Source organism: Nocardioides sp. NPDC101246, from assembly GCF_044767415.1.
GTDB lineage: Bacteria > Actinomycetota > Actinomycetes > Propionibacteriales > Nocardioidaceae > Nocardioides.
This window is the reverse complement of record NZ_JBIWNX010000019.1, coordinates 1-19702: the sequence shown is the minus strand read 5'-3', so window position 1 is coordinate 19702 and position 19702 is coordinate 1. Positions and strand designations below refer to the sequence as shown.

The following is a 19702-nucleotide window of genomic DNA, read 5'->3' as shown; positions in this document are numbered from 1 at the left end:
AAAACCCCCCCCCCGCCGGGTCGGGGGGGGGCCGCGGCGGGGGGGGCGGGGCCCCCCCCCCCCGGGGGGGGGGCGGCGGGGGGGGGGGCCCCCCCCCCCCGGCCCCCCCCCCCACAACTACATTCTCGGCCGTCGCTTCTGCGGTTTCGGCTGGGGTCAGTCGATGTAGTTGGTGGTGACCCAGTAGGCGAGGGCGTACGCGGCGGCGGAGAGGATCACGACGATGATCACTCCCCAGGCGTGGACGAGGACGTCGGTGAGGAAGAGCATCGAGAGTACGGCGACGAGTGCCGAGCCGAGGAAGCTGATCGTGAACGGGGAGCGGGCGGCGGCCAGGCGGAGGAGATAGCCGCCGAGGATGATCGCGAGGGCGAAGACGGCGATCAGGATGATCGCGCCCTTGTCGCCGAGCGACGAGGTGCCTCGCGTCCACTGGCTCACGGTGCCGCTGAACCAGACGGCCAGGGCCATGAACGCGCCGACGATGGCGCCGATCATGACCGCCGCGGACAGGCCCGACGGGGTGCCGAGGTTGATCCGTCGCCGGCTCGGGTCCTTGGGCGGCTTGGGTGCCTTGGGCGCCCTCGGTTCCTTCGCCGGCTTGGGCGGCTTCTGTGCCTTCTGCTTCTTGGCAGGCGGCTCGGGCGCGATGACGGGTGGTGCCGTCTTCTCCAGTACCTGGGTCTTCTCGCCCGAGGCAGTCTCGACCGGAGCAGCCTCGACCGGTGGCTTCTCGACCCGAGCCTTCGGGGCCTGGGTCTTCTGAGGCTGGGTCTTCGGTGGCTGGGTCTTCTCAGGCTTGGCGTCCGCCGGCTTCGTGCCCCCACGCTTCTTCTTGAAACCGAACGACGGCGCTGCGAGCTTGTCGGCGGGGTCGTTGCTCATGAGGGGCAGTTTCGCATGCCACGCGTCACATTTGAACTCAGGCGCGGGTGAGACGGATGACCGGGATCTCGCGGTCGGTCTTCTCCTCGTAGCTCCCGAAGTTGGCGGACGACTCGACGATCGCGGCCCAGGAGCGGGCACGGTCCTCGCCGTGCAGCTGTTCGGCGACCACCGGGATGGTCTCGCCGCCGAGCTCGATGGTGACCCGGTCGGGGTGGGCCGCGAGGTTGTAGTACCACGCCGGGTTCTTCGGCCCGCCGGCCGCTGAGGCGGCGATCAGCCAGGTGCTGTTGTCGCCCGGGAACCAGGCGAGCGGCGTCGAGCGGGGCTCGCCGCTCTTCTTGCCGATCGTGGTGAGCACGAGCAGCCGCATCCCGGCCATGGTGCCGTTGCTCTTGCGAGCCCGGCTCATCATCAGCTTGTTGCCCAGCTTGAGGAAGAGGTTGGCCGAGGGCTGCTTGGCACCACGAGTGCCGTTGCGAGTGTCGAAGCTCATGGCGTCGACACTACTCGGCCAGAAAGAGGTTCAGGCCCGGAGATCTTGTGATCTCCGAGCCTGAACTCGATGTCGGGTTGACAGGATTTGAACCTGCGGCCCCCTCGTCCCGAACGAGGTGCGCTACCAAGCTGCGCTACAACCCGAATGCTGCACCGAACAAACGGTCCAACGAGGAATGAGCATAGCCCAGAGACTCCCCTGAGCCGTAATCGGGCCCTACCGACCTGACGCTCCGCGTGGGGTGAGCGTCAGGAGGGTCGCCTCGGGGCGGCAGGCGATGCGGATCCGGGTGTACGGCGAGGTGCCGAGACCCGCCGAGACATGCAGCCAGGCCTGCCGTCCGCCGTGGGTGTGGGTGTGCAGGCCGCGTACCCGGGCGGGGTCGAGGTCGCAGTTGGTGGCCAGGGCTCGCCCGCCCGGCAGGCAGATCTGACCGCCGTGGGTGTGGCCGGCCAGGATCGCGTCGTAGCCGTCGGCGGTGAACTGGTCCAGGACCCGTAGATAGGGAGCGTGCGCGACCCCGAGGCGTACGTCCGCGGACGGGTCCGCGGGGCCGGCGACCGCAGACAGGTCGTCGAGGCGCAGGTGGGGGTCGTCGACGCCCGCGAAGGCGAACTCGACGCCCTTGACGGTCAGCGTCGAGCGTGTGTTGGTGAGATCGAGCCAGCCGGCCTTGGTGAACGACGCGGACAGGTCACGCCAGGGGAGCTGGGGCACGTTCGTCTGCCGTTTGCCGTTGTCCGGCAGCAGGTAGCCGATCGGGTTGCGCAGCCGCGGCTCGTAGTAGTCGTTGGAGCCGTGCACGAAGACTCCCGGTACGTCGAGCAGCGTGCCGAGGGCGTTGACGATCGATGGCACCGCGCGCTGGTGAGCCAGGTTGTCACCGGTGTCGACGACCAGGTCCGGCTTCAGGGACGCCAGGGACGTGATCCAGTCGAGCTTCTTGTGCTGCGACGGGACCACGTGCATGTCGGAGAGGTGCAGCACCCGCAGCGGGTCCGCGCCCTCGGGGAGCACCGGCAGTCCGACGTGGCGCAGCGTGTATTGACGGGCCTCCCACAGGGCGTACGCCGTCATGGCCGCGCCGGTGGCGAGCCCGGTGCCGAGTGCTGTGCCGACTACTGGGCCGATCACTGAGGCGAACCGCATGGCTCAACCCTGCCACAATGGGTTTCATGAGCACTCTGAAGGACCAGCTGAGGACCGACCTGACCTCCGCGATGAAGGCCCGCGACAAGGACCGCGCCGGGACGCTGCGCATGGTCCTGGCCTCGATCACCGAGGCGGAGGTCGCCGGCAAGGAGGCCAAGGAGCTCACCGACGACGAGATCATCACGATCCTCACCCGCGAGGCCAAGAAGCGCCGCGAGGCGGCCACCGCCTTCGCCGACGGCGGGCGCCCCGAGCAGGCCGAGAAGGAGACCGCGGAGGCCGCGGTCATCACCGAGTACCTGCCCGCTCAGCTGAGCGCCGAGGAGATCTCCGACCTGGTCAGCAAGGCCATCGCCCAGACCGGTGCGGCCGACCTCGGGATGAAGGGCATGGGCAAGGTGATGGGCGTCCTGACCCCGCAGACCAAGGGCCGTGCCGACGGTGGCGCCGTGGCCGCGGAGGTGCGCAAGCAGCTCGCCTGACGGCGGTCCGAGAACGACTGTGGCCCCACCGGATCCGGTGGGGCCACAGTCATTTGATGCTATCGGTGTCAGCCGGTCGGCCACTCCCAGCCGAAGTCGGGCTCTTCCTCGACCGCGGCCGGCTTCTCGTTGCCCGGCTTCTTCTTCTCGGGCTGCTTCTTCTTGGGCTTGGGATCGGGCTTCGGGTCCGGGCCCAGTGAGGTATAGATCGTCACCGGCGACCCCTCGGCGGCCTCGCCGGACGGAGTGGTGAAGGCAACCAGACCGGGGTCGTACTCCGAGTAGGCCTCCGGGCCGACCTGGACCTGGAAACCGGCGCCCCGCAGGATCTTCGTGGCCTTCTCGACCGTCATGCCGCCGACCCAGGGGACGTCGACCGTGTTGCCCGCGATCACCTTCGGGTCGACCTCGTGGAAGTCCACCCACTTCAGGTACTTGTCGATCACCTTCATGGCGTCACCCCACATCGGTGCGGCGACGGCTGAGCCGGAGGCCTCGCCGATGTAGGACCCACCGACGTACTGCCCGTTGAGGGTCTTCCAGGTGCCGTCGTAGTTGGCACCGGCGACCATCGCGGCGGTGGCCAGCTTCGGGGTGTATCCCATGAACCAGACGGCCATGTTGCCGTTGATGGTGCCGGTCTTGCCGGCGGCAGGCACCGAGAGTGCCTGGTTGCTCGCGAAGCCGCCTTCGATGAGGCCTCGAAGGATGTCGTTGACGGCGTCGGCGGTGCCCTCGGCCATGACCTGCTTGCAGGTCGGCTTGTACGTCTTGATCACCTTGTCGTTGGCATCAAGGATCTCGTTGACCGGAACCGAGTCGCAGTGCTTGCCGCGAGCGCCGAAGGTTGCGTACGCCTCCGCCATCTCGAGGGGGCTCACGCTGGTGACACCGAGGGCGAAGGACGGAACTCTCTCCCCGGGGGTGCAGTCGGTCTGGGCGGACTTGCAGACTGCTCCGGTCTCCTTGTCGCGACCGAACGGGGCGTCGAGCTGGATCCCCATCTTCTGGGCCATCTTGTAGGGGGCACAGAAACCGGTGATCTGGGTGAGCTGGGCGTAGAAGGTGTTCACCGACTCTCGGGTGCCGGTGTAGGCGTCCTTCATTCCTGAGGTCGTCGAGTTGCTGACAGGCCAGGGGCCGGTGAACTTGCCATCGCCAGGGCAGGGCGCGAACGACGACTGGTCGAGGGTCAGGTGCTCCGGCGAGTTGATCTGCTGCTTCAGCGGGAAGCCCTGCTCGATCGCAGCAGTAAGAACGAACGGCTTGAAGGTCGAGCCAGCTTGGAATCCGGCGGAGTCACCGTACTGGGTCGGAACCATGTAGTTGAGGTAGGACTCACCCTTCTTCCGCTTGTCGCCCATCGGCCGCGACTGGGCGAGCCCACGCACCCGGCCGGTGCCGGGCTCGACCATGGCGAGCGCGCCGATCGCGTCGTCCGTGGAGTCGACGTGGTCTTCGACCGATGCCTGAGCAGCGTCCTGGAAGCGCTGGTCCAACGTGGTCTTGATGGTCAGGCCGCTGGACCTGATCAGCGCCAGTCGGTCAGCCTCTGTCTCGCCGAAGGAGGGGTCCTTGATCAGCCAGTTGAGCACGTAGTCGCAGAAGAACTCAGCGGAGGAGCCGAGGCAGCCGTTGCGCTGCTTCTGGACGTCCAGGCCGAGGTTGGCGTCCTTCAGCTTCTCCGCCTCGGGGCGGGAGACGACCTTGAGCGCGGCCATCCGGTCGATGACGACGTTGCGGCGGGCGATGGTGGCGTCGGGGTAGTTGGTCGGGTCGTAGCCGGTGGGGTTCTTCACCATCCCGGCCAGCATCGCCGACTGCTGCCAGTTGAGCTCGGAGGCGTTGACGTTGAAGTAGTGCTTGGCGGCGGCCTGGACGCCGTAGGCGCCGTCGCCGAAGTAGGCGGCGTTGAGGTAGCGCTCCAGGATCCAGTCCTTGGAGTGCTTCTCCTCCAGCGCGATCGCGTAGCGCAGCTCGCGGACCTTGCGGGCCGTCGACTTCTCGATGGCCGCCTTGCGCTCGGCCTCGGTCTTCGCCGAGTAGACCAGGGTGGTCTTGACCAGCTGCTGGGTGATCGAGGAACCACCCTGCACCGAGTCGCTCGCCTGGTTGGTGATCAGCGCGCGCAGCGTGCCCTTGAGGTCCATCGCGCCGTGCTGGTAGAAGCGGTAGTCCTCGATCGCCAGGAGCGCCTTCGTCATGTTGGACGAGATCTGGTCGAGAGGACGGTAGACGCGGTTCTGGTCGTAGAGCGTCGTGATCAGGTTGCCCTTGCGGTCGACGATCTTGGTCGTCTGGGACATGTCGTCGACCTCGAAGGCCTGCGGCAGCGAGTCCATCTTCTCGGCGGTCTCCTTGGCCGCGAGCCCGGCCACACCGGCGAAGGGGATGGCGAGACCTGCGGCGACGACTCCGAGGACGGCTGCCACGCCGCACATGACGGCGAGATGCTTGAGCACGGTCTGCGGGCGCAGCGACGGCGAGGACATGCTGGTCATCGTAGGTGATCGCGGCTAATAGCACATGATTCGCAAATGTAGCCGGACAGGGAGGCCACAAAGGGGTCCTAGGACCCCTACTAGTCATTTCGAACTACGTACTTTGGGCCAGAAGGGTGTGTCACTCGACAGGCTCGGGTCCTTAACCTTTAGTCCGCACGGGCGCCCACGCCGTCAAATTGGGGAGGGCGATGCGCTCCGATGAAGGGATGGCACACAATGTGGGTTGATGAATGGTCGCTGCAGGCCGCTTGTCGTGAGAACGAGCCCGACGAGCTCTTCGTGCGTGGAGCCGAGCAGAACAAGGCCAAGATGGTCTGTTCCGGCTGCGTCGTCCGCACCGAATGCCTCGCCGAGGCGCTCGACAACCAGATCGAGTGGGGTGTCTGGGGCGGCATGACCGAGCGCGAGCGTCGTGCGCTGCTCCGCCGCAGCCCGAACGCCTCCTGGCGCGCCGTGCTCGAGGCCGCGCGCACCCGTGCCTCGGTGGAGTGACCACCCGTCCCCTACTCGAGTGGATCGCTGAAGATCTTGGTCTGAGCCAGGACGTACGTTCCGTACGTCCTGGCTCGACCCCGTTTTCAGGTGCTCAGCCCTGGGCCAGCAACCGGGCGATCTCGCGGAGCCCGTCGAGATCGTGTACGTCACCGGGCAGCGCCGGCACGACCGCGGTCGGCACCTGGGGATGGGCCACCGCGAAGCGCTCGCGCAGCTGGTCCTGGCGCTCGACCAGGAGCGCGCGGTCGGCATGGAGTCGCAGCAGCCCGGCGGTGAGAGGCGCGTCGGGGAGACGCTCGGAGGCGGCTCCCGCCGCGGCCGCGGTGAGCGCGGCGTCGTCGGGCAGGGTGGCTCGGTTGACGACCAGGCCCTGGAGCGGCATCCGGTCGCCGGAGAGCCGCTCGACGAAGTAGGCGGCCTCCCGGAGCGCGTCGGGCTCGGGGGCTGCGATGACGAGGAAGGCGGTCTCGTCGGCCTGCAGCAGTGCGTAGGTCTCCTGGGCCCGTTGCCGGAAGCCACCGAAGACGGTGTCGAGTGCGGTCACGAAGGTCTGCAGGTCGGTGAGCATCTGCCCGCCGAGCACCTTCTTGAGCGCGTTGGTGACGATGTTGATCCCGGCCGACATCAACCTGACCGGGCCCTTGGCCGGGGCCAGCATCAGGCGCAGGAAGCGCCCGTCGAGGAAGCTGGAGAGGCGCTCGGGGGCGTCGAGGAAGTCCAGGGCGCTTCGACTCGGGGGTGTGTCGACGATGATCAGGTCGTAGTCGCCGTTGCCGCCGTTGTGGGCGAAGGAGTCGCGGTAGAGCTGGCCGAGCTTCTCCATCGCCATGTATTCCTGCGTGCCCGCGAAGCTGGAGCTCAGCGCGATGTAGAACTGGTTGTTGAGGATCTGCTGCGCCTTCTCGGGGCTGGCCTGGGACTCGACCACCTCGTCGAAGGTGCGCTTCATGTCGAGCATCATCGCGTCGAGGGTGCCGGGACCGATGTCGGGGACGGGACGAGGAGTGTTGTCGAGCTGGTCGATGCCCATCGACTGGGCCAGCCTGCGGGCGGGGTCGATCGTCAGCACGACGACCTTCCGGCCCCGCTCGGCTGCCCGGAGCGCGAGCGCCGCCGAGGTCGTCGTCTTGCCCACGCCGCCGCTGCCGCAGCAGACGATGATGTGGGTGTCGCGGTCATCGAGCAGTCGGTCGACGTCGAGGGCCTGGGTGTGGTCGGCGTGGGCGGCCAACGGGCCGACGCGGGGACGTGCCGTCATGCGAGCCCCTGATCCTTGAGCTCGGCCGCGAGCTCGTAGAGCCCACCGATGTCGATCCCGCCGGCGATCCGGTCGAGCTCGTAGGTCGGGACCCCGAGGCCGGCGACGAGGTCGCGCTGCGCGTCCTCGAGGGCTCGGCGCTCGGCGTACTCCTTCGCCTCGTCGGTGAGGGCGGAGATCAGGGCCGGGTCGGGTTCGACGCCGGCGCGCTTGAGGTCCTCGGCGATCATCTCGCTGTCGAGGGAGCCGGCGAGGGCGGGGGCGAGCGACTCGTCGGGGAGGTCGCGGGGGCGCACCTGGTTGACGATGACACCGCCGACGGGGAGGCCGGCGGCGCGCAGCTCGCCGATGCCGTCGGAGGTCTCCTGGACCGGCATCTCCTCCAGCAGCGTGACCAGATGGACGGCGGTGCGGCGGGAGCGGAACAGGGTCATCATGGTGTCGGCCTGGTTCTTGATCGGGCCGACCTTGGCCAGACCCGCGACCGACTCGGACACGTTGAGGAAGGTGGTGATCCGGCCGGTCGGGGGAGCGTCGAGCACGACGGCGTCGTAGGTCCGCGCGCCCTTGTTGCGGCTGTTGCGCTGGACGGCCTCGAAGAGCTTGCCGGTGAGGAGGACGTCCCTGACCCCCGGCGCGATCGTGGTCGCGAACTCGACGACGCCGAACCGGTCGAGGGCACGGCCGGCCGGGCCGAGCTTGTAGTACATCTTGAGGTATTCGAGGAGGGCTTCCTCCGGGGCGATGTGCAGCGCGTAGACGTTGCCCGGCTCGGCGTCGGCACCCGATCGCGACCGCAGCCGCAGCCCGGTCGCGATGCGGGTCTCGGCGTAGGGCAGCGGGTCGACGTCGAACATCCGCGCCACCCCCTGGCGGCCCTCGACCTCGCAGAGCAGGACGTTCTTCCCGTGGGAGGCCAGCCCGAGCGCGAGAGCCGCAGCCACCGTCGACTTGCCCGTGCCGCCCTTGCCGGTCACCACATGCAGCTGCACGTGGGGCCAGTCGGAACTCATGGACCTGACTTTATCCGGGCTCAGGGTGTTGTGAACCTGAGAGTGACCTATAGATCACTCTCAGGTTCACAACTCAGGGGGTGATGTTGAGGTTCTCGACGATCTTGGTGCCGAGCACGGTGTCGCCGGTGATCTCGACCTTGCTCGGGTCGCCGGAGGCGCGGCCGCCGGCGAGGAGGACGTACGTCTCCCGGTCGGTGGTGAGGGTGACGGTGGGCGCGGTCGGGTCGGCCACCGGGACGCCCTTGCCATCCTTGGTGACGGTGAACGCGTAGGGGGCGTGGCCCTCGACCTCGACGACGACCGAGGCGCCAGGGGCACCGCCGGCCTTCTTCGCGAGCACGAAGCCGACGCCTTCGAGCAGGTAGTCGGCGGTGTGGAGGGCGCCGGGGCTGTCGAGGTGGCCAGGGCGGCCGGTGGCGCGGCGGATGTCCTGCTCGTGCAGCCAGACGTCGAGCGGCCGGTTGCGGAGCAGCTTGCCGGTCGTCCACCCGAGCGCGCCGAAGATGCCGGACGCCGGCACTGCGGGGTCCTCGGGCGGGGAGGCGAGCAGTTCGTCGTGACGTACGGCGGAGTGGCGGCGGATCTCGTCGATGATGCTCGCCGGTGAGGCCTCGCGGCGGGTGAGCACGCCGATCTCGGTGAACTGGCCCATCGGCGACTTGATGTGGGCGGACTCGGGCACGGTGGCGTCCTCGCGGGGCGCGCCGGCGGTGAGGCCCTCGAGATGGGCGACATGGGAGGCGATGGCGCGTACGTCCCAGCCGGGGAGGTCGGTGGGCCGGTCCCAGTCGGGCTCGGAGAGCTCCTCGAGGAGCGTGAGGAGGTCCTGGATCGAGGACCACCAGGAGTCGACGTACGTCTTCAGCTGCTCTGCGGAAGTCACGGACCTGACGATAGTGGGCCTCGCCCTCGGTTGGAAGGTCAAACCATCTCGTCGGGAAACCGGTCCGCGGGTCCGCGAAGTAGGGTGCCGATATGACCAAGTGGGAGTACCAGGTAGCGCCGATCCTCAACCACGCTGCGGCGCAGATTCTCAACAACTTCGGTGCCGATGGGTGGGAGCTCGTCTCCATCCTCGACAACGGCACCGGCAACTACGTCGGCTTCTTCAAGCGGGCGGTCTCGGAGTGAGCGCGCCCGAGGAGGTCCTCGCCGAGCTCGGGCTGTCGGTGCCGGAGGTGGTTCCTCCGGTGGCGGCCTACATCCCGGCGCTTCGCACCGGCGACTACGTCTTCACCTCCGGCCAGCTGCCGATGAAGGACGGCGCGATGCTGTCCACCGGCAAGCTCGGTGGCGAGGTCTCGCCCGAGGAGGGCGTGGCGGCCGCGCAGCAGTGCGCGCTCAACGCGCTCGCCGCGGTCAAGGCCGAGATCGGCGACCTGTCGCTGGTCAAGCGGGTCGTCAAGGTGACCTGCTTCGTCGCCTCCACTCCCGACTTCACCGCCCAGCCGAGCATCGCCAACGGTGCCTCCGAGCTGCTCGGCAAGGTCTTCGGTGACGCCGGCCGCCACACGCGTTCCGCCGTCGGCGTGCCGGTGCTGCCGCTCGACGCGCCCGTCGAGGTGGAGATCATCGTAGAAGTCTGACCCTCGGATCGGGGGTAGGGCGCGGGTGTGAGCGTCGCTACAGTGACGAACGTGCGTATCCCGATCCCTCCAGTCCGGCTTGGTGACGACATCGTGGCGTTGGCCGGGGAGTACGCCCAGGGCGTACGCACCCCGGTCGAGCCGCGCGACGCGGCGACGGTGCTCCTGCTCCGGCCGGGATCCGGCGCCGATTCTGATGCTGGCCCTGAGGTCTACCTGCTCCGGCGGCAGCTGACGATGGGGTTCGCCGCCGGGATGGCTGTCTTCCCCGGCGGCGGCGTGGACGTACGCGACGCCGAGCTGCCCGACTCCTGCTGGGCCGGGCCGTCCGCCGGAGAGTGGGCGCGCCGGCTCGGGGTCGATGAGTCCCGCGCGCGGGCGCTGGTCGCCGCGGCGGTGCGGGAGACGTTCGAGGAGTGCGGGGTCCTGCTCGCGGGGCCGTCGGGCGATGCCGTCGTCGACGACGTCTCGGGGCCGGAGTGGGAGGCGGACCGGGTCGCTCTGGAGTCGCGCTCGCTGTCGCTGACCGAGCTGCTGACCCGGCGCGGGCTGGTTCTGCGTACGGATCTGCTGGCGCCGTGGGCCGCATGGACGACGCCCGTCTTCGAGCCGAAGCGGTTCGCGACCTGGTTCTTCGTCGCGCGGCTGCCCGAGGGGCAGGTGACCCGCGACGTGTCGAGCGAGTCCTCCTCGGTGCTGTGGCTGGGGACCGCTGATGCGGTCGCCCAGGTCGAGGCCGGCGAGCTGGCGATGATGCCGCCGACCTACCTCAACTGTCTCGAGGTCTCGTCGATCGGCTCGGAGGACGAGGTTCTCGCCGCCGCCGAGGAGCGTGAGCTGACGATGTTCACACCGACCGTCGCGGAGGTTGACGGCGGCCACACGCTGTCGATGATGCCGCTGCACGCCTCGCTCGTCGCTGGAAGGGGACGCCCATGAACGAGTCCTGGTCAGGTGGGGTCTTCGGGGAGCGCGGTCGGTGCATCCTCGCGCCGAACCCCGGCATCATGTCGCTCGACGGCACCAACACCTGGGTGCTGCGCGAGCCGGGTGCGCGCCGGTCGGTCGTGATCGACCCCGGCCCTCTCGACGAGGGGCACCTCGATGCCGTCGCGGAGGCCGCAGGCGAGGTCGCGACGGTGCTGCTGACCCATCATCACTATGACCACTCCGAGGCGGCACGGGCCTTCGCGGAGCGGGTCGGGGCAGGCGTACGCGCTCTTGATCCTGAATACCGGCTCGGGACCGAGGGGCTCGGGGACGGCGACGTCATCGAGGTCGACGGGCTGGAGATTCGCGTCGTCGGGACTCCCGGGCACACCGCGGACTCGCTCTCCTTCTGGCTGCCGGGTGATGGGGCGGTGCTCACCGGCGACACGGTCCTCGGTCGTGGGACGACCGTCGTGGCTCATCCCGACGGTCAGCTGGGTGCCTATCTGGACTCCCTCGACCGCCTCCACGCGCTCGCTTCCGAGCACGGTGTCGGTGCTGTTTGGCCTGGTCACGGCCCGGTCATCGGTAATGCGCTCGGAGCTCTCGACTACTACATCGCCCACCGCCGCGAACGCCTCGGCCAGGTCGAGGAGGCTCTCTCCGGGCTCGGCACCACCCCTGCGGATGCGGATCCGCGGGCGATCGTCGAGATCGTGTACGCCGACGTCGACCAGGTCCTCTGGGGCGCCGCCGAGCTCTCGGTGCGAGCGCAATTGGCTTACCTCGCCGAGCGCTGAGGCCTACTGTTCGGCTCATGGCCATCCTGCCCGGAGTCGAGCTCCTGCTTCCCGACCCACCCGCGTGGCGGGCATGGCTGGAGGAGCACCATGCCGACACACCCGCGGTCTGGCTGGTGCTGACCAAGAAGGGCGGCACGCTCACCACGCTGGCCTGGCAGACGGCGCTCGACGAAGCGCTCTGCTTCGGCTGGATCGACGGCCAGGCCCGGCGCCGCGACGATCAGTCGTCGTTCCAGCGGTTCACCCCGCGTGGGCCGAAGAGCCGCTGGTCACTGAGGAACGTCGAGCACATCGGCCGCCTCGAGGCCGAGGGCCGGATGACCGCCGCCGGCCGAGCTGCCGTGGAGGCGGCCAAGGCGGACGGGCGGTGGGACGCGGCGTACGCCGGTCCTGCCACCGCCGAGACCCCGCCCGAGCTCCTCGCCGCGATCGCCGCGGTGCCCGAGGCGCAGGCGATGTACGACGTCCTCACCTCCCAGAACCGTTTCGCCCTCTACCACCGCCTCACCGCCCTGAAGACCGAGGCCGCTCGGGCGCGCAAGGTCGAGGAGTTCGCCGCCATGCTCGCCCGCCACGAAACGTTCTACCCCCAGAAGCGCCAGCCTCAGTAGCTCCGTCCGGCGGGGGAAGGCATATCGGCCTTCCTTCGCCTGACGTGTCCCCAGATGAGGAAGCCGGTCACGACCGCACCAACGGCTCCGACCGGCGGTAGCCAGCGGAGTGGGCTGGGCTCGGCCCACTCCGTGTCCGGCGTCTGGACGGCCAGATCCTCGGGGAGGGCTGTGGCGATGCTCAACATCTGCAGTCGGTAGTCGATCTCCGCCACGATCTCGGTCGAGCCGTCGTCGGCGACGGTACGGAGGTCGGTGCCCTCATCGCCCGCGGTCACGATGAGCGGGGTCCCGCCGGTCAGCCATCCTGCAACCTCGACGAGCCGACGAGCGTCGAGGTCGACACCGCGAACGGTCGATCCGATCGTGAAGGTGACTCGTGAGGACAAGTTGTCGACCGTTCGGACGTCGTCCGCCGCTGCGTCGGTGCCGATCCAGGTTGACAGGCTGTCCTGGTCGGCGAGGCCGGTGTTGTCGGAGGGGCCGGGGAGGTCGGCAGCTTTGTCTGCTGGCCAGATCTGAGTGCCAGTCGCGGACCGGGCGACGACGGTGCCGTCGTTGCCAATGCCTGCATGTGTCCAGTTGGCCTTGGGGAGCGGTTCGGCCGTGCCATGGGGCGTGATGCGACCGGCCTGCTGGTCTTCGTCGTTGGAGTCCCAGACCAACCACGACGAGTCCGGTGACCAAGAGAAACTGGTGATCCTCCCGCGCTCGAGTTCGATGGGTTGCCTGGTCACTTTCCCCGTCTGCAGATTGATGACGTTGAGGCCGGAGTCCTTGGTGACGTACGCCAGGTGGAGGCCGTCGGGGGAGAGATGCATGGCCCCTTCCTCCCGCATCGCGAAGAAGCTGTCAGTTCCCGGCAGGGCCAGACGCTTGTATTCGCCGTCGGCGGTGATCACCACTGCGACCCCCTCGCAGTACTCCTCACAGTTTTCCTGGTCGTCTATCGCGCCGCTCTCGTCGCCGAACGCGAGGATGGCGCGGCCGACCGCTCGGGAGTCGGCGACGGGAACATCGGAGACTGGGACGCCAGGCTCGGTGAAGGGGTCCGCCCAGCGGATGCGCCGCGGAATCACCGCGCGGCTCGGCGTTTCAGAGTCCGGCGAAGAGGACGTGATCTCGATCGTGCCGCCAGAGCCTTCCACCTTCGCGCCCTGCGGCAGGAGGTCGGCGGGGTCAAAGAAGATGAACGCGCCGACGACGGCGAGAATACAGGCGAGAGGGATGACGGCTGCGAGCACGCGCTTCGCCCGTCGCCAGCGGACGGCGACCACGACGGAGATGACCACAACCGCCGCGACCAGCCAGAACACTGCTGTGTTGACCCACAGCGGCAGGAAGAACGGCTGACTGCGGTGCACCGTCGGGTGCTTGATCGAGTCGGCATCGATGAGGTCGTACGCAATGCTGACGGTGTCGACGACCATGTTCGCGTCTCCGTCGACCGCGATCAGCGAGTTTCCGCCGGTGCCTTCGCCTTCGGGTGCATCGTCGACCGCCCAGACCTGGCCGAAGTAGACGTCGTCCTGGCCATGCAGCTTGAACAACGGCCCGTCGCCGACCCAGCCGACCGGACGCAGCGGCATCTTGGTTGGATTCGGGTAGGTCGGGCCGTTGCCGTCGACCCGGGCCAGTCCGTCCTCCGTCGTGGCGTAGAGGTCGGACCCGTGGAACATGATCGGCCCGTAGGCGTTGTCGGGCAGCGCCAGCGGTGCGATCTCGCCGCCAGGCCGCTGGACGCGGAGAGCGGAGTCCAAAGCCCCGTTGAAGGCGATGGTTCCGTCGTCGGCGACCGCCCACAGGCTGAGGTCCGTCACCGTGCCGATCCTGCCGGAGTAGGTGGTTACGGTCGCCGATGCGTGCGTGATGACCCCCGCCACGGCATCGCCGGGGACGTACGACTCGGAGTCCCAGCGGTCCATCTGATGACCGGTCCAGAGCAGCTGGCTGCCGCCCTCAGACCACTCCATGCCAGTGACGTAGGTGCCCCCGTCGTTGCTGAGATCCCACTCGGAGGTTTCTCCGGTGGTCAGATCGGCGATGCGTACGCCGCCCGAAGCGCGCTCACTGCCAGCTGCCGCGTCTCGGCCCAGTCCCCAGGACCACGCCAGGTGGCGCCCGTCGGGAGAGAGGGCGAGGGGGTGTTGCCCGCCGTCGTCGCCGTCGGAGTTCCTCCAATAGGGATCGAGACCGATGAAGTCCGGAAGGTAGAGCGGGTGGTAGTCGCCGTCGTCGGCGTCGACGACGATCGCGACGGCTCCGTTCGAGTCCTGAGCACGTTGGGCGTATGCGACCGCACCGGCGCCGATCGCCAGGTCGTGTTCCAGTTTCCCGGCGTTGATGTAGTGGCCGTCCCCGGTCTCGGCCAGCCACGTCGGCGTCGCAAAGATCGTGTCGGGGACGGCGAGGTCGGTGTCGCTTCGGGCAGGGTCGACTTCGGCGGAGTCGCGCTGCGGGGCGAAGGCGATGGAGCCGGCGATGAGGGCGATGGCGGCCGAGACGGCGCTGACGGCGATGACGACCGAGCGGCGATGGGCGCGTCGGCCTCGGGTGAAGGTGTCAGTGGGCACGTACGCCTTGGGCGCTCGCTCGGCGATGCGGTGTAGCTCGTCGCGGAGCTGCTGGTCAGTCATGGAGGAGCTCCTCGAGATGAGGTGCGAGGGTGCGCAGGCGGGCGAGGGCCTTGCGGGTCGTGGACTTGACCGTGCCGGAGTGGATCCCGAGGACGTGGGCGGTCTGGACCTCGGTGAGGTCTTCGAAGAATCTGAGCACGAGGATCGTGCGCTGTCTCGGGGTCAGCTCGGCGAGCGCCTGCTCGAGGCTCAGTCGGAGATCTGAGTCCTTCGCCAGGGCAGATGGCGCGTCGTACGACTCCATCGGAGTCTCCTGAATACGACGTCGGCGCCACCAGGAGATGTTCTGGGTGTAGAGGATGCGGCGGATGTACGGCTCGGGGTCACCGTTGATGCGATGCCACGACTTTGCGGCCGAGAAGAGCGCCTGCTGCACGAGGTCCTCGGCCAAGTGGGCGTCGCCGGTCAGCAGGTAGGCGGTGCGGGAGAGCGCGGGTACCCGGGTGCGTACGAAATGCTCGAACGCCCCGCGATCGAGTTCTGTGGGGGACAAAGGCGCGGCCTCCTCTCACCGGCAAATACGCCGGTGGGGAGGAGGCCGGGTGCCTTCGTAAAGTTAAAAGATCAGCGGGCGCGGCGGGCCATGCGCTCGATGTCCATGATGACCACGCTGCGCGGCTCGAGGCGGAGCCAGCCGCGGCTGGCGAAGTCGGCCAGGGCCTTGTTGACCGTCTCGCGGGAGGCGCCGACGAGCTGGGCGAGCTCCTCCTGGGTGAGGTCGTGGTGGACGTGGACGCCGTCGTCGGCGGTGCGGCCGAAGCGGTCGGCGAGGTCGAGCAGGGCCTTCGCGACACGGCCGGGGACGTCGGAGAAGACGAGGTCGGCGACGACGTCGTTGGCCTTGCGGAGTCGGCCGGCCAGCTGGGCGAGGAGGCCGCGGGCGACGACCGGGCGGCCCTCGAGCCACTTGAGGAGGTCCTCGTGCGACAGGCTCGCGAAGGCGGAGTCGGTGACCGCGGTGACGGTGGCCGAACGGGGGCCGGGGTCGAAGAGCGAGAGCTCACCGAACATCTGGCCGGGGCCCATGATGGCGAGCAGGTTCTCGCGGCCGTCGGACGAGGTGCGGCCGAGCTTCACCTTGCCGTCGATCACGACGTACAGCTTGTCGCCGGAGTCGCCCTCGTGAAAGAGCACCTCCCCGCGGCGGAGCTTCGACTCTGCCATCGAGGCGTGCAGGGCCGTCATCGACTCGTCATCGAGTGCGCTGAAGAGCGGTGCCTGACGGAGTACGTCGTTGTCCATTGCGGCCATTCCTCCTGGATTTTCCCCACATCCGCGGGTATTACACCGGGAATCCTATCTGTGGAACGTCTCACAAGTGCACATCCCCCACCGATAAGCGCAGAAAGTGCATGTGTTGAGCGGTGTTTGTGCTAGCAGCCTCACGGGCCGGATCGGGATTGTCGGTGCGGCCGCGTAGCCTTGCTGCGTGCCTGCCCAGAAGTTTGCGACTGAGACGCGCCTGGGTCTGGTGCGTCGTGCCCGTCGGATCGACCGCGTCCTCGGTGAGACCTACCCGGATGCGAAGGCCGAGCTCGACTTCACCAACCCGTTCGAGTGCTTGGTCGTGACCGTGCTGAGCGCGCAGACCACGGACAAGCGGGTCAACCTGGCCTCGCCCGCTCTGTTCGCGGCCTACCCGTCGGCGAAGGAGATGGCGGCGGCGCCCCGGGAGCACCTGGAGCAGCTCGTCGGGCCGCTCGGGTTCTTCCGTGCCAAGACCGAGTCGCTGCTGAAGCTGAGCGCCGTGCTGGTGGAGGAGTACGACGGCGAGGTGCCTTCGCGCCTGGAACAGCTGGTGAAGCTGCCCGGCGTCGGGCGCAAGACCGCCAACGTGGTGCTCGGCAACGCCTTCGGCAAGCCCGGGATCACCGTCGACACGCACTTCGGCCGGCTCTCGCGGCGCTTCGGTTGGACGACCGAGAAGGACCCGGTCAAGGTCGAGCACGAGGTCGGGGCGCTGTTCGAGAAGCGGGACTGGACCATGCTGTCCCACCACGTGATCTGGCACGGGCGGCGGATCTGTCACGCCCAGAAGCCGGCGTGCGGTGCCTGCCCGATCTCCCAGATGTGCCCTGCGTACGGGGAGGGGCCGACCGACCCTGACGCCGCGGCCAAGCTGGTCCGCACGGAGGGCCGCAACTGATGGTGCGTGCCCTGGGGAGACGAGCCCGGGTCGTGTCGGCAGCTGCCCTGCTGCTGGCCGTCCTGGCCGGTTGCGGCACCGACTCCTCCGACGGGGGCGGACAGTCCGGCGCGCCACTGGCCAATGAACCGTCCTCCAAGGTGAACGTCGCCACCGCGGAGATGGTCGCGGCCAAGAAGGCGTCGAAGGTGGAGGCCTGCGAGGAAGGGCCCGCAAGCGACGGCGGCCTGCCGTCGATCGTGCTGGCCTGCCTCGGCGGTGGCGAGTCCGCCGACCTCGCCTCCTTCGAGGGGCCGATGGTGATCAACCTCTTCCAGGGCTTCTGCGCGCCCTGCAAGGAGGAGATGCCTGCGCTGCAGAGCTTCTACGAGACCTACGGCGACGAGGTGCCGGTGATCGGCATCGACGTCATGGACACCGTCCCCGGGGTCGCGCTCGAAGAAGCGATCTCGCGCGGCGTGACCTTCCCGATGTACGCCGATCCAGGCGGCGAGCTGCAGGGCGGGCCGCTCACCGCGCGCGCGGTGCCGGCGACGTACGTCCTGTCCTCCTCCGGCGAGGTGGAGCTGCTGCAGATGGGCGGCATGACCAGTGCGACCCAGGTGAAGGAGCTCGTCGAGAAGAAGCTGGGGATCACGCTGTGAGCGAGCGTCAGACGGCCAACGGGACTCGGCCGGAGTGGTTCGACGAGATCGTCGAGGCCGCCCGGCAGATCCAGGGCGAGGACATCTCACAGTTCCTGCCGCCGGCCGACGGCAGCGCACGCGAGTCGGCCGTACTGATGCTGTTCGGCGAAGGTCCCTCGGGTCCCGAGCTGTTGCTGACGGAGCGCTCGCACACGATGCGCTCGCACCCCGGCCAGGTCTCGTTCCCCGGCGGCCGGCTCGATCCGGGCGAGACCGTCGAGGAGGCGGCGCTGCGGGAGGCCTGGGAGGAGACCGGGCTCGACCCCACCGGCGTCGACGTCGTCGGCCGCCTACCGGCGCTGTGGATCCCGTTCTCCAACCACGCGGTGGTGCCGATCATCGCGTGGTGGCGAGAGCCGTCTCCGGTCACGGCCCGCTCGATCGAAGAGGTGCATGCCGTCTACCGGGTGCCGTTGTCGGATCTCATGGATCCTGCCCATCGGATCCAGGTCGGCGCGCCGGGCCGCAGCGGATGGCTGATGCCCGCGTTCTTGATCGGACCGGAGAAGGATGTCATCCTCTGGGGCTTCACAGGTGGAATCATCAGCCGCTTCTTCACCTATCTCGGGTGGATCACGGAGATTCCGGACGCGCCGATCAAGGAGTTGCCCGAATACATGTTCCAGGGACGCGAACGGAATCGGCCGTGAACTTTCTTGACTGGATCCTGATCATTCTCGTCGGGGCCTACGCGCTCTCGGGCTATTGGCAGGGCTTCATCACCGGCGCCTTCGCGACCGGCGGACTGCTGCTCGGTGGCTTCATCGGTATCTGGCTGGCGCCGAAGGTGCTCGGCAGCGCGGCTCCGTCGTTGTGGGTCTCGCTCGGCGCCCTGTTCGTCGTGATCGCGTGTGCGTCCATCGGGCAGGCGGTGCTGCAGTACGGCGGCGTACGCGTGCGGGACGAGATCACCTGGCAGCCGGCTCGGATCGTCGATGCGCTCGGCGGCTCGCTGCTCAGCGCGGCGGCCGTGCTGGTGGTTGCCTGGGCTCTCGGGGTCGCGGTCTCGGGGGCACAGATCAACGGGCTCACGCCCGCGGTGCGTGGCTCGGCGATCCTGGCCAAGGTCGACTCGATCATGCCGTCGCCTGCCGACCGTGCGTTGAGCGCGTTCAACGACGTCGTCGGCACCTCGTTCTTCCCGCGCTACCTGGAGCCGTTCGCCAATGAGCGGATCGTCGAGGTCGGTCCCGGTCCGCGGCGGATGCTCACCGACCCCGATGTCGTACGCGCGGGCGAGTCGGTCCTCAAGATCCGCGGCGCCAACGAGTGCGGCAAGGGTGTCGAGGGCACCGGGTTCGTCATCGGGCGTGGCTATCTGATGACCAACGCCCACGTCGTCGCCGGCGTCGACGACCCCAACGTCATCGTCGGTGACGGAGCCAACGACGCCAAGGTCGTCCACTACGACCCTGAGATCGACATCGCGGTCCTGAAGTTCGAGGGCGGCGGCAACCTCAAGCGCCTCGATTTCGACCGCACCGCCGGCGCCGAGGACCCGATCGCTGTTCTGGGCTATCCGCAGGACGGCCCCTTCGACGTACAGCCCGGTCGTATCCGCGCCGAGCAGCGCCTCCGCTCGCCCGACATCTACGGCGTCGGCACCGTCATCCGAGACGTCTACTCCGTACGCAGCCTCATCCGCCCCGGCAACTCCGGCGGTCCCATCGTCGACTCCGAGGGTGACGTCGTCGGCGTCGTCTTCGCCGCCTCGGTCACCGACTCCGAGACCGGCTACGCCCTCACCACCGACCAGGTCATCGAGATCGCCCGCGAGGCTCGCTCCCAGACCGCTGCCGTCGACACCGGAGCCTGCGCCGGCTGACACCCCCTCTCGCCGAGACGGTAGATGTGGCGGTCGAATCTGTAGTCCCTTACGTCGAATCTGTAGTTGTGGGGGGGGGGGCGGGGGGGGGGGGGCCCCCCCCCCCCCACGGGCGCGCCCCCCCCCCCCCCCCCCCCCCGGGCCCCCGCGGCCGCGGGGGACGGGGGGCGGGGGGGGGCGCGGGCCGC

The 19702-nt window shown here is 68.7% G+C and carries 21 protein-coding genes and 1 tRNA gene; 11 read left to right on the top strand and 11 right to left on the bottom strand.

Annotated elements, in window-relative coordinates; genetic code table 11:
• Positions 1-156: 156 nt before the first annotated feature.
• The 4 genes from ACIRON_RS26940 to ACIRON_RS26925 all read right to left on the bottom strand — a co-directional run bounded on the left by ACIRON_RS26940 (position 157) and on the right by ACIRON_RS26925 (position 2533).
• A complete protein-coding gene (locus ACIRON_RS26940; protein ID WP_402997323.1) occupies positions 157-885 on the bottom strand; it encodes a hypothetical protein in 729 nt (242 codons plus the stop codon).
• Positions 886-922: 37 nt separating this feature from the next.
• Positions 923-1381, bottom strand: a complete 459-nt coding sequence (locus tag ACIRON_RS26935; RefSeq protein ID WP_402997321.1) for a nitroreductase family deazaflavin-dependent oxidoreductase — start codon at positions 1379-1381, stop codon at positions 923-925.
• Between the two features lie 72 nt (positions 1382-1453).
• Positions 1454-1527, bottom strand: a tRNA-Pro gene (locus tag ACIRON_RS26930).
• A 73-nt stretch (positions 1528-1600) separates the two neighbouring features.
• Positions 1601-2533, bottom strand: a complete 933-nt coding sequence (locus tag ACIRON_RS26925; protein WP_402997318.1) for a metallophosphoesterase — start codon at positions 2531-2533, stop codon at positions 1601-1603.
• Positions 2534-2559: 26 nt separating this feature from the next.
• Between ACIRON_RS26925 and ACIRON_RS26920 the strand changes: the two genes are divergently transcribed.
• Entirely contained in the window at positions 2560-3018 is a 459-nt protein-coding gene (locus ACIRON_RS26920) for a GatB/YqeY domain-containing protein (protein ID WP_402997315.1), read from the top strand.
• A 68-nt stretch (positions 3019-3086) separates the two neighbouring features.
• Here ACIRON_RS26920 and ACIRON_RS26915 read toward each other — a convergent pair whose 3' ends face one another.
• Positions 3087-5510: a transglycosylase domain-containing protein gene (locus tag ACIRON_RS26915; RefSeq protein WP_402997313.1), complete on the bottom strand. Its 2424-nt coding sequence runs from the start codon at positions 5508-5510 to the stop codon at positions 3087-3089.
• 228 nt (positions 5511-5738) lie between these two features.
• On the opposite strand from ACIRON_RS26915, the gene ACIRON_RS26910 reads away from it, so the two are divergent.
• Positions 5739-6014, top strand: coding sequence for a WhiB family transcriptional regulator (locus tag ACIRON_RS26910; protein WP_045548985.1), 276 nt, complete (start codon positions 5739-5741; stop codon positions 6012-6014).
• Positions 6015-6108: 94 nt separating this feature from the next.
• Here ACIRON_RS26910 and ACIRON_RS26905 read toward each other — a convergent pair whose 3' ends face one another.
• From ACIRON_RS26905 to ACIRON_RS26895, 3 genes are all read right to left on the bottom strand, one after another.
• The gene (locus tag ACIRON_RS26905) at positions 6109-7275 is read right to left on the bottom strand and encodes an ArsA family ATPase (protein WP_402997310.1); all 1167 of its coding nucleotides are present in this window, start codon (positions 7273-7275) and stop codon (positions 6109-6111) included.
• Complete coding sequence (locus ACIRON_RS26900; RefSeq protein WP_402997307.1) at positions 7272-8288, bottom strand: ArsA-related P-loop ATPase; 1017 nt, start codon at positions 8286-8288, stop codon at positions 7272-7274. Before ACIRON_RS26900 ends, ACIRON_RS26905 begins: the two co-directional genes overlap by 4 nt.
• 73 nt (positions 8289-8361) lie before the next feature.
• Entirely contained in the window at positions 8362-9174 is an 813-nt protein-coding gene (locus ACIRON_RS26895) for a maleylpyruvate isomerase family mycothiol-dependent enzyme (RefSeq protein WP_402997304.1), read from the bottom strand.
• Positions 9175-9266: 92 nt separating this feature from the next.
• Here ACIRON_RS26895 and ACIRON_RS26890 point away from each other — a divergent pair, with 92 nt between their 5' ends.
• Genes ACIRON_RS26890 through ACIRON_RS26870 form a run of 5 tightly spaced genes read left to right on the top strand, consistent with a single transcriptional unit; the run spans position 9267 to position 12221 of the window.
• Positions 9267-9422 (top strand): DUF4177 domain-containing protein, encoded by a 156-nt coding sequence (locus tag ACIRON_RS26890; RefSeq protein WP_141791386.1) that lies wholly within the window; start codon positions 9267-9269, stop codon positions 9420-9422.
• Entirely contained in the window at positions 9419-9877 is a 459-nt protein-coding gene (locus tag ACIRON_RS26885; RefSeq protein ID WP_402997301.1) for a RidA family protein, read from the top strand. The genes ACIRON_RS26890 and ACIRON_RS26885 overlap by 4 nt, the downstream gene beginning before the upstream one ends.
• A gap of 51 nt (positions 9878-9928) precedes the next feature.
• Positions 9929-10816 (top strand): NUDIX hydrolase, encoded by an 888-nt coding sequence (locus tag ACIRON_RS26880; RefSeq protein ID WP_402997299.1) that lies wholly within the window; start codon positions 9929-9931, stop codon positions 10814-10816.
• Entirely contained in the window at positions 10813-11607 is a 795-nt protein-coding gene (locus ACIRON_RS26875; RefSeq protein ID WP_402997296.1) for an MBL fold metallo-hydrolase, read from the top strand. The genes ACIRON_RS26880 and ACIRON_RS26875 overlap by 4 nt, the downstream gene beginning before the upstream one ends.
• Positions 11608-11624: 17 nt before the next feature.
• Entirely contained in the window at positions 11625-12221 is a 597-nt protein-coding gene (locus tag ACIRON_RS26870) for a YdeI family protein (protein WP_402997293.1), read from the top strand.
• Here the strand turns inward: ACIRON_RS26870 and ACIRON_RS26865 are convergent.
• The 3 genes from ACIRON_RS26865 to ACIRON_RS26855 form a co-directional block, all read right to left on the bottom strand.
• On the bottom strand, positions 12215-14857 hold the full coding sequence (locus ACIRON_RS26865) for a hypothetical protein (protein WP_402997290.1): 2643 nt from the start codon (positions 14855-14857) through the stop codon (positions 12215-12217). The genes ACIRON_RS26870 and ACIRON_RS26865 overlap by 7 nt on opposite strands.
• On the bottom strand, positions 14850-15350 hold the full coding sequence (locus tag ACIRON_RS26860) for a SigE family RNA polymerase sigma factor (RefSeq protein WP_402997287.1): 501 nt from the start codon (positions 15348-15350) through the stop codon (positions 14850-14852). The genes ACIRON_RS26865 and ACIRON_RS26860 overlap by 8 nt, the downstream gene beginning before the upstream one ends.
• A gap of 71 nt (positions 15351-15421) precedes the next feature.
• A complete protein-coding gene (locus ACIRON_RS26855) occupies positions 15422-16099 on the bottom strand; it encodes a Crp/Fnr family transcriptional regulator (protein ID WP_008356269.1) in 678 nt (225 codons plus the stop codon).
• A 187-nt stretch (positions 16100-16286) separates the two neighbouring features.
• On the opposite strand from ACIRON_RS26855, the gene nth reads away from it, so the two are divergent.
• Genes nth through ACIRON_RS26835 form a run of 4 tightly spaced genes read left to right on the top strand, consistent with a single transcriptional unit; the run spans position 16287 to position 19514 of the window.
• Positions 16287-17003, top strand: a complete 717-nt coding sequence (nth, locus tag ACIRON_RS26850) for an endonuclease III (protein ID WP_402997284.1) — start codon at positions 16287-16289, stop codon at positions 17001-17003.
• 32 nt (positions 17004-17035) lie between these two features.
• Positions 17036-17647, top strand: a complete 612-nt coding sequence (locus tag ACIRON_RS26845; RefSeq protein ID WP_402997281.1) for a TlpA family protein disulfide reductase — start codon at positions 17036-17038, stop codon at positions 17645-17647.
• Positions 17644-18339: an NUDIX hydrolase gene (locus tag ACIRON_RS26840; RefSeq protein WP_402997278.1), complete on the top strand. Its 696-nt coding sequence runs from the start codon at positions 17644-17646 to the stop codon at positions 18337-18339. Before ACIRON_RS26845 ends, ACIRON_RS26840 begins: the two co-directional genes overlap by 4 nt.
• Complete coding sequence (locus ACIRON_RS26835; protein ID WP_402997276.1) at positions 18336-19514, top strand: MarP family serine protease; 1179 nt, start codon at positions 18336-18338, stop codon at positions 19512-19514. Before ACIRON_RS26840 ends, ACIRON_RS26835 begins: the two co-directional genes overlap by 4 nt.
• Positions 19515-19702: the final 188 nt, after the last annotated feature.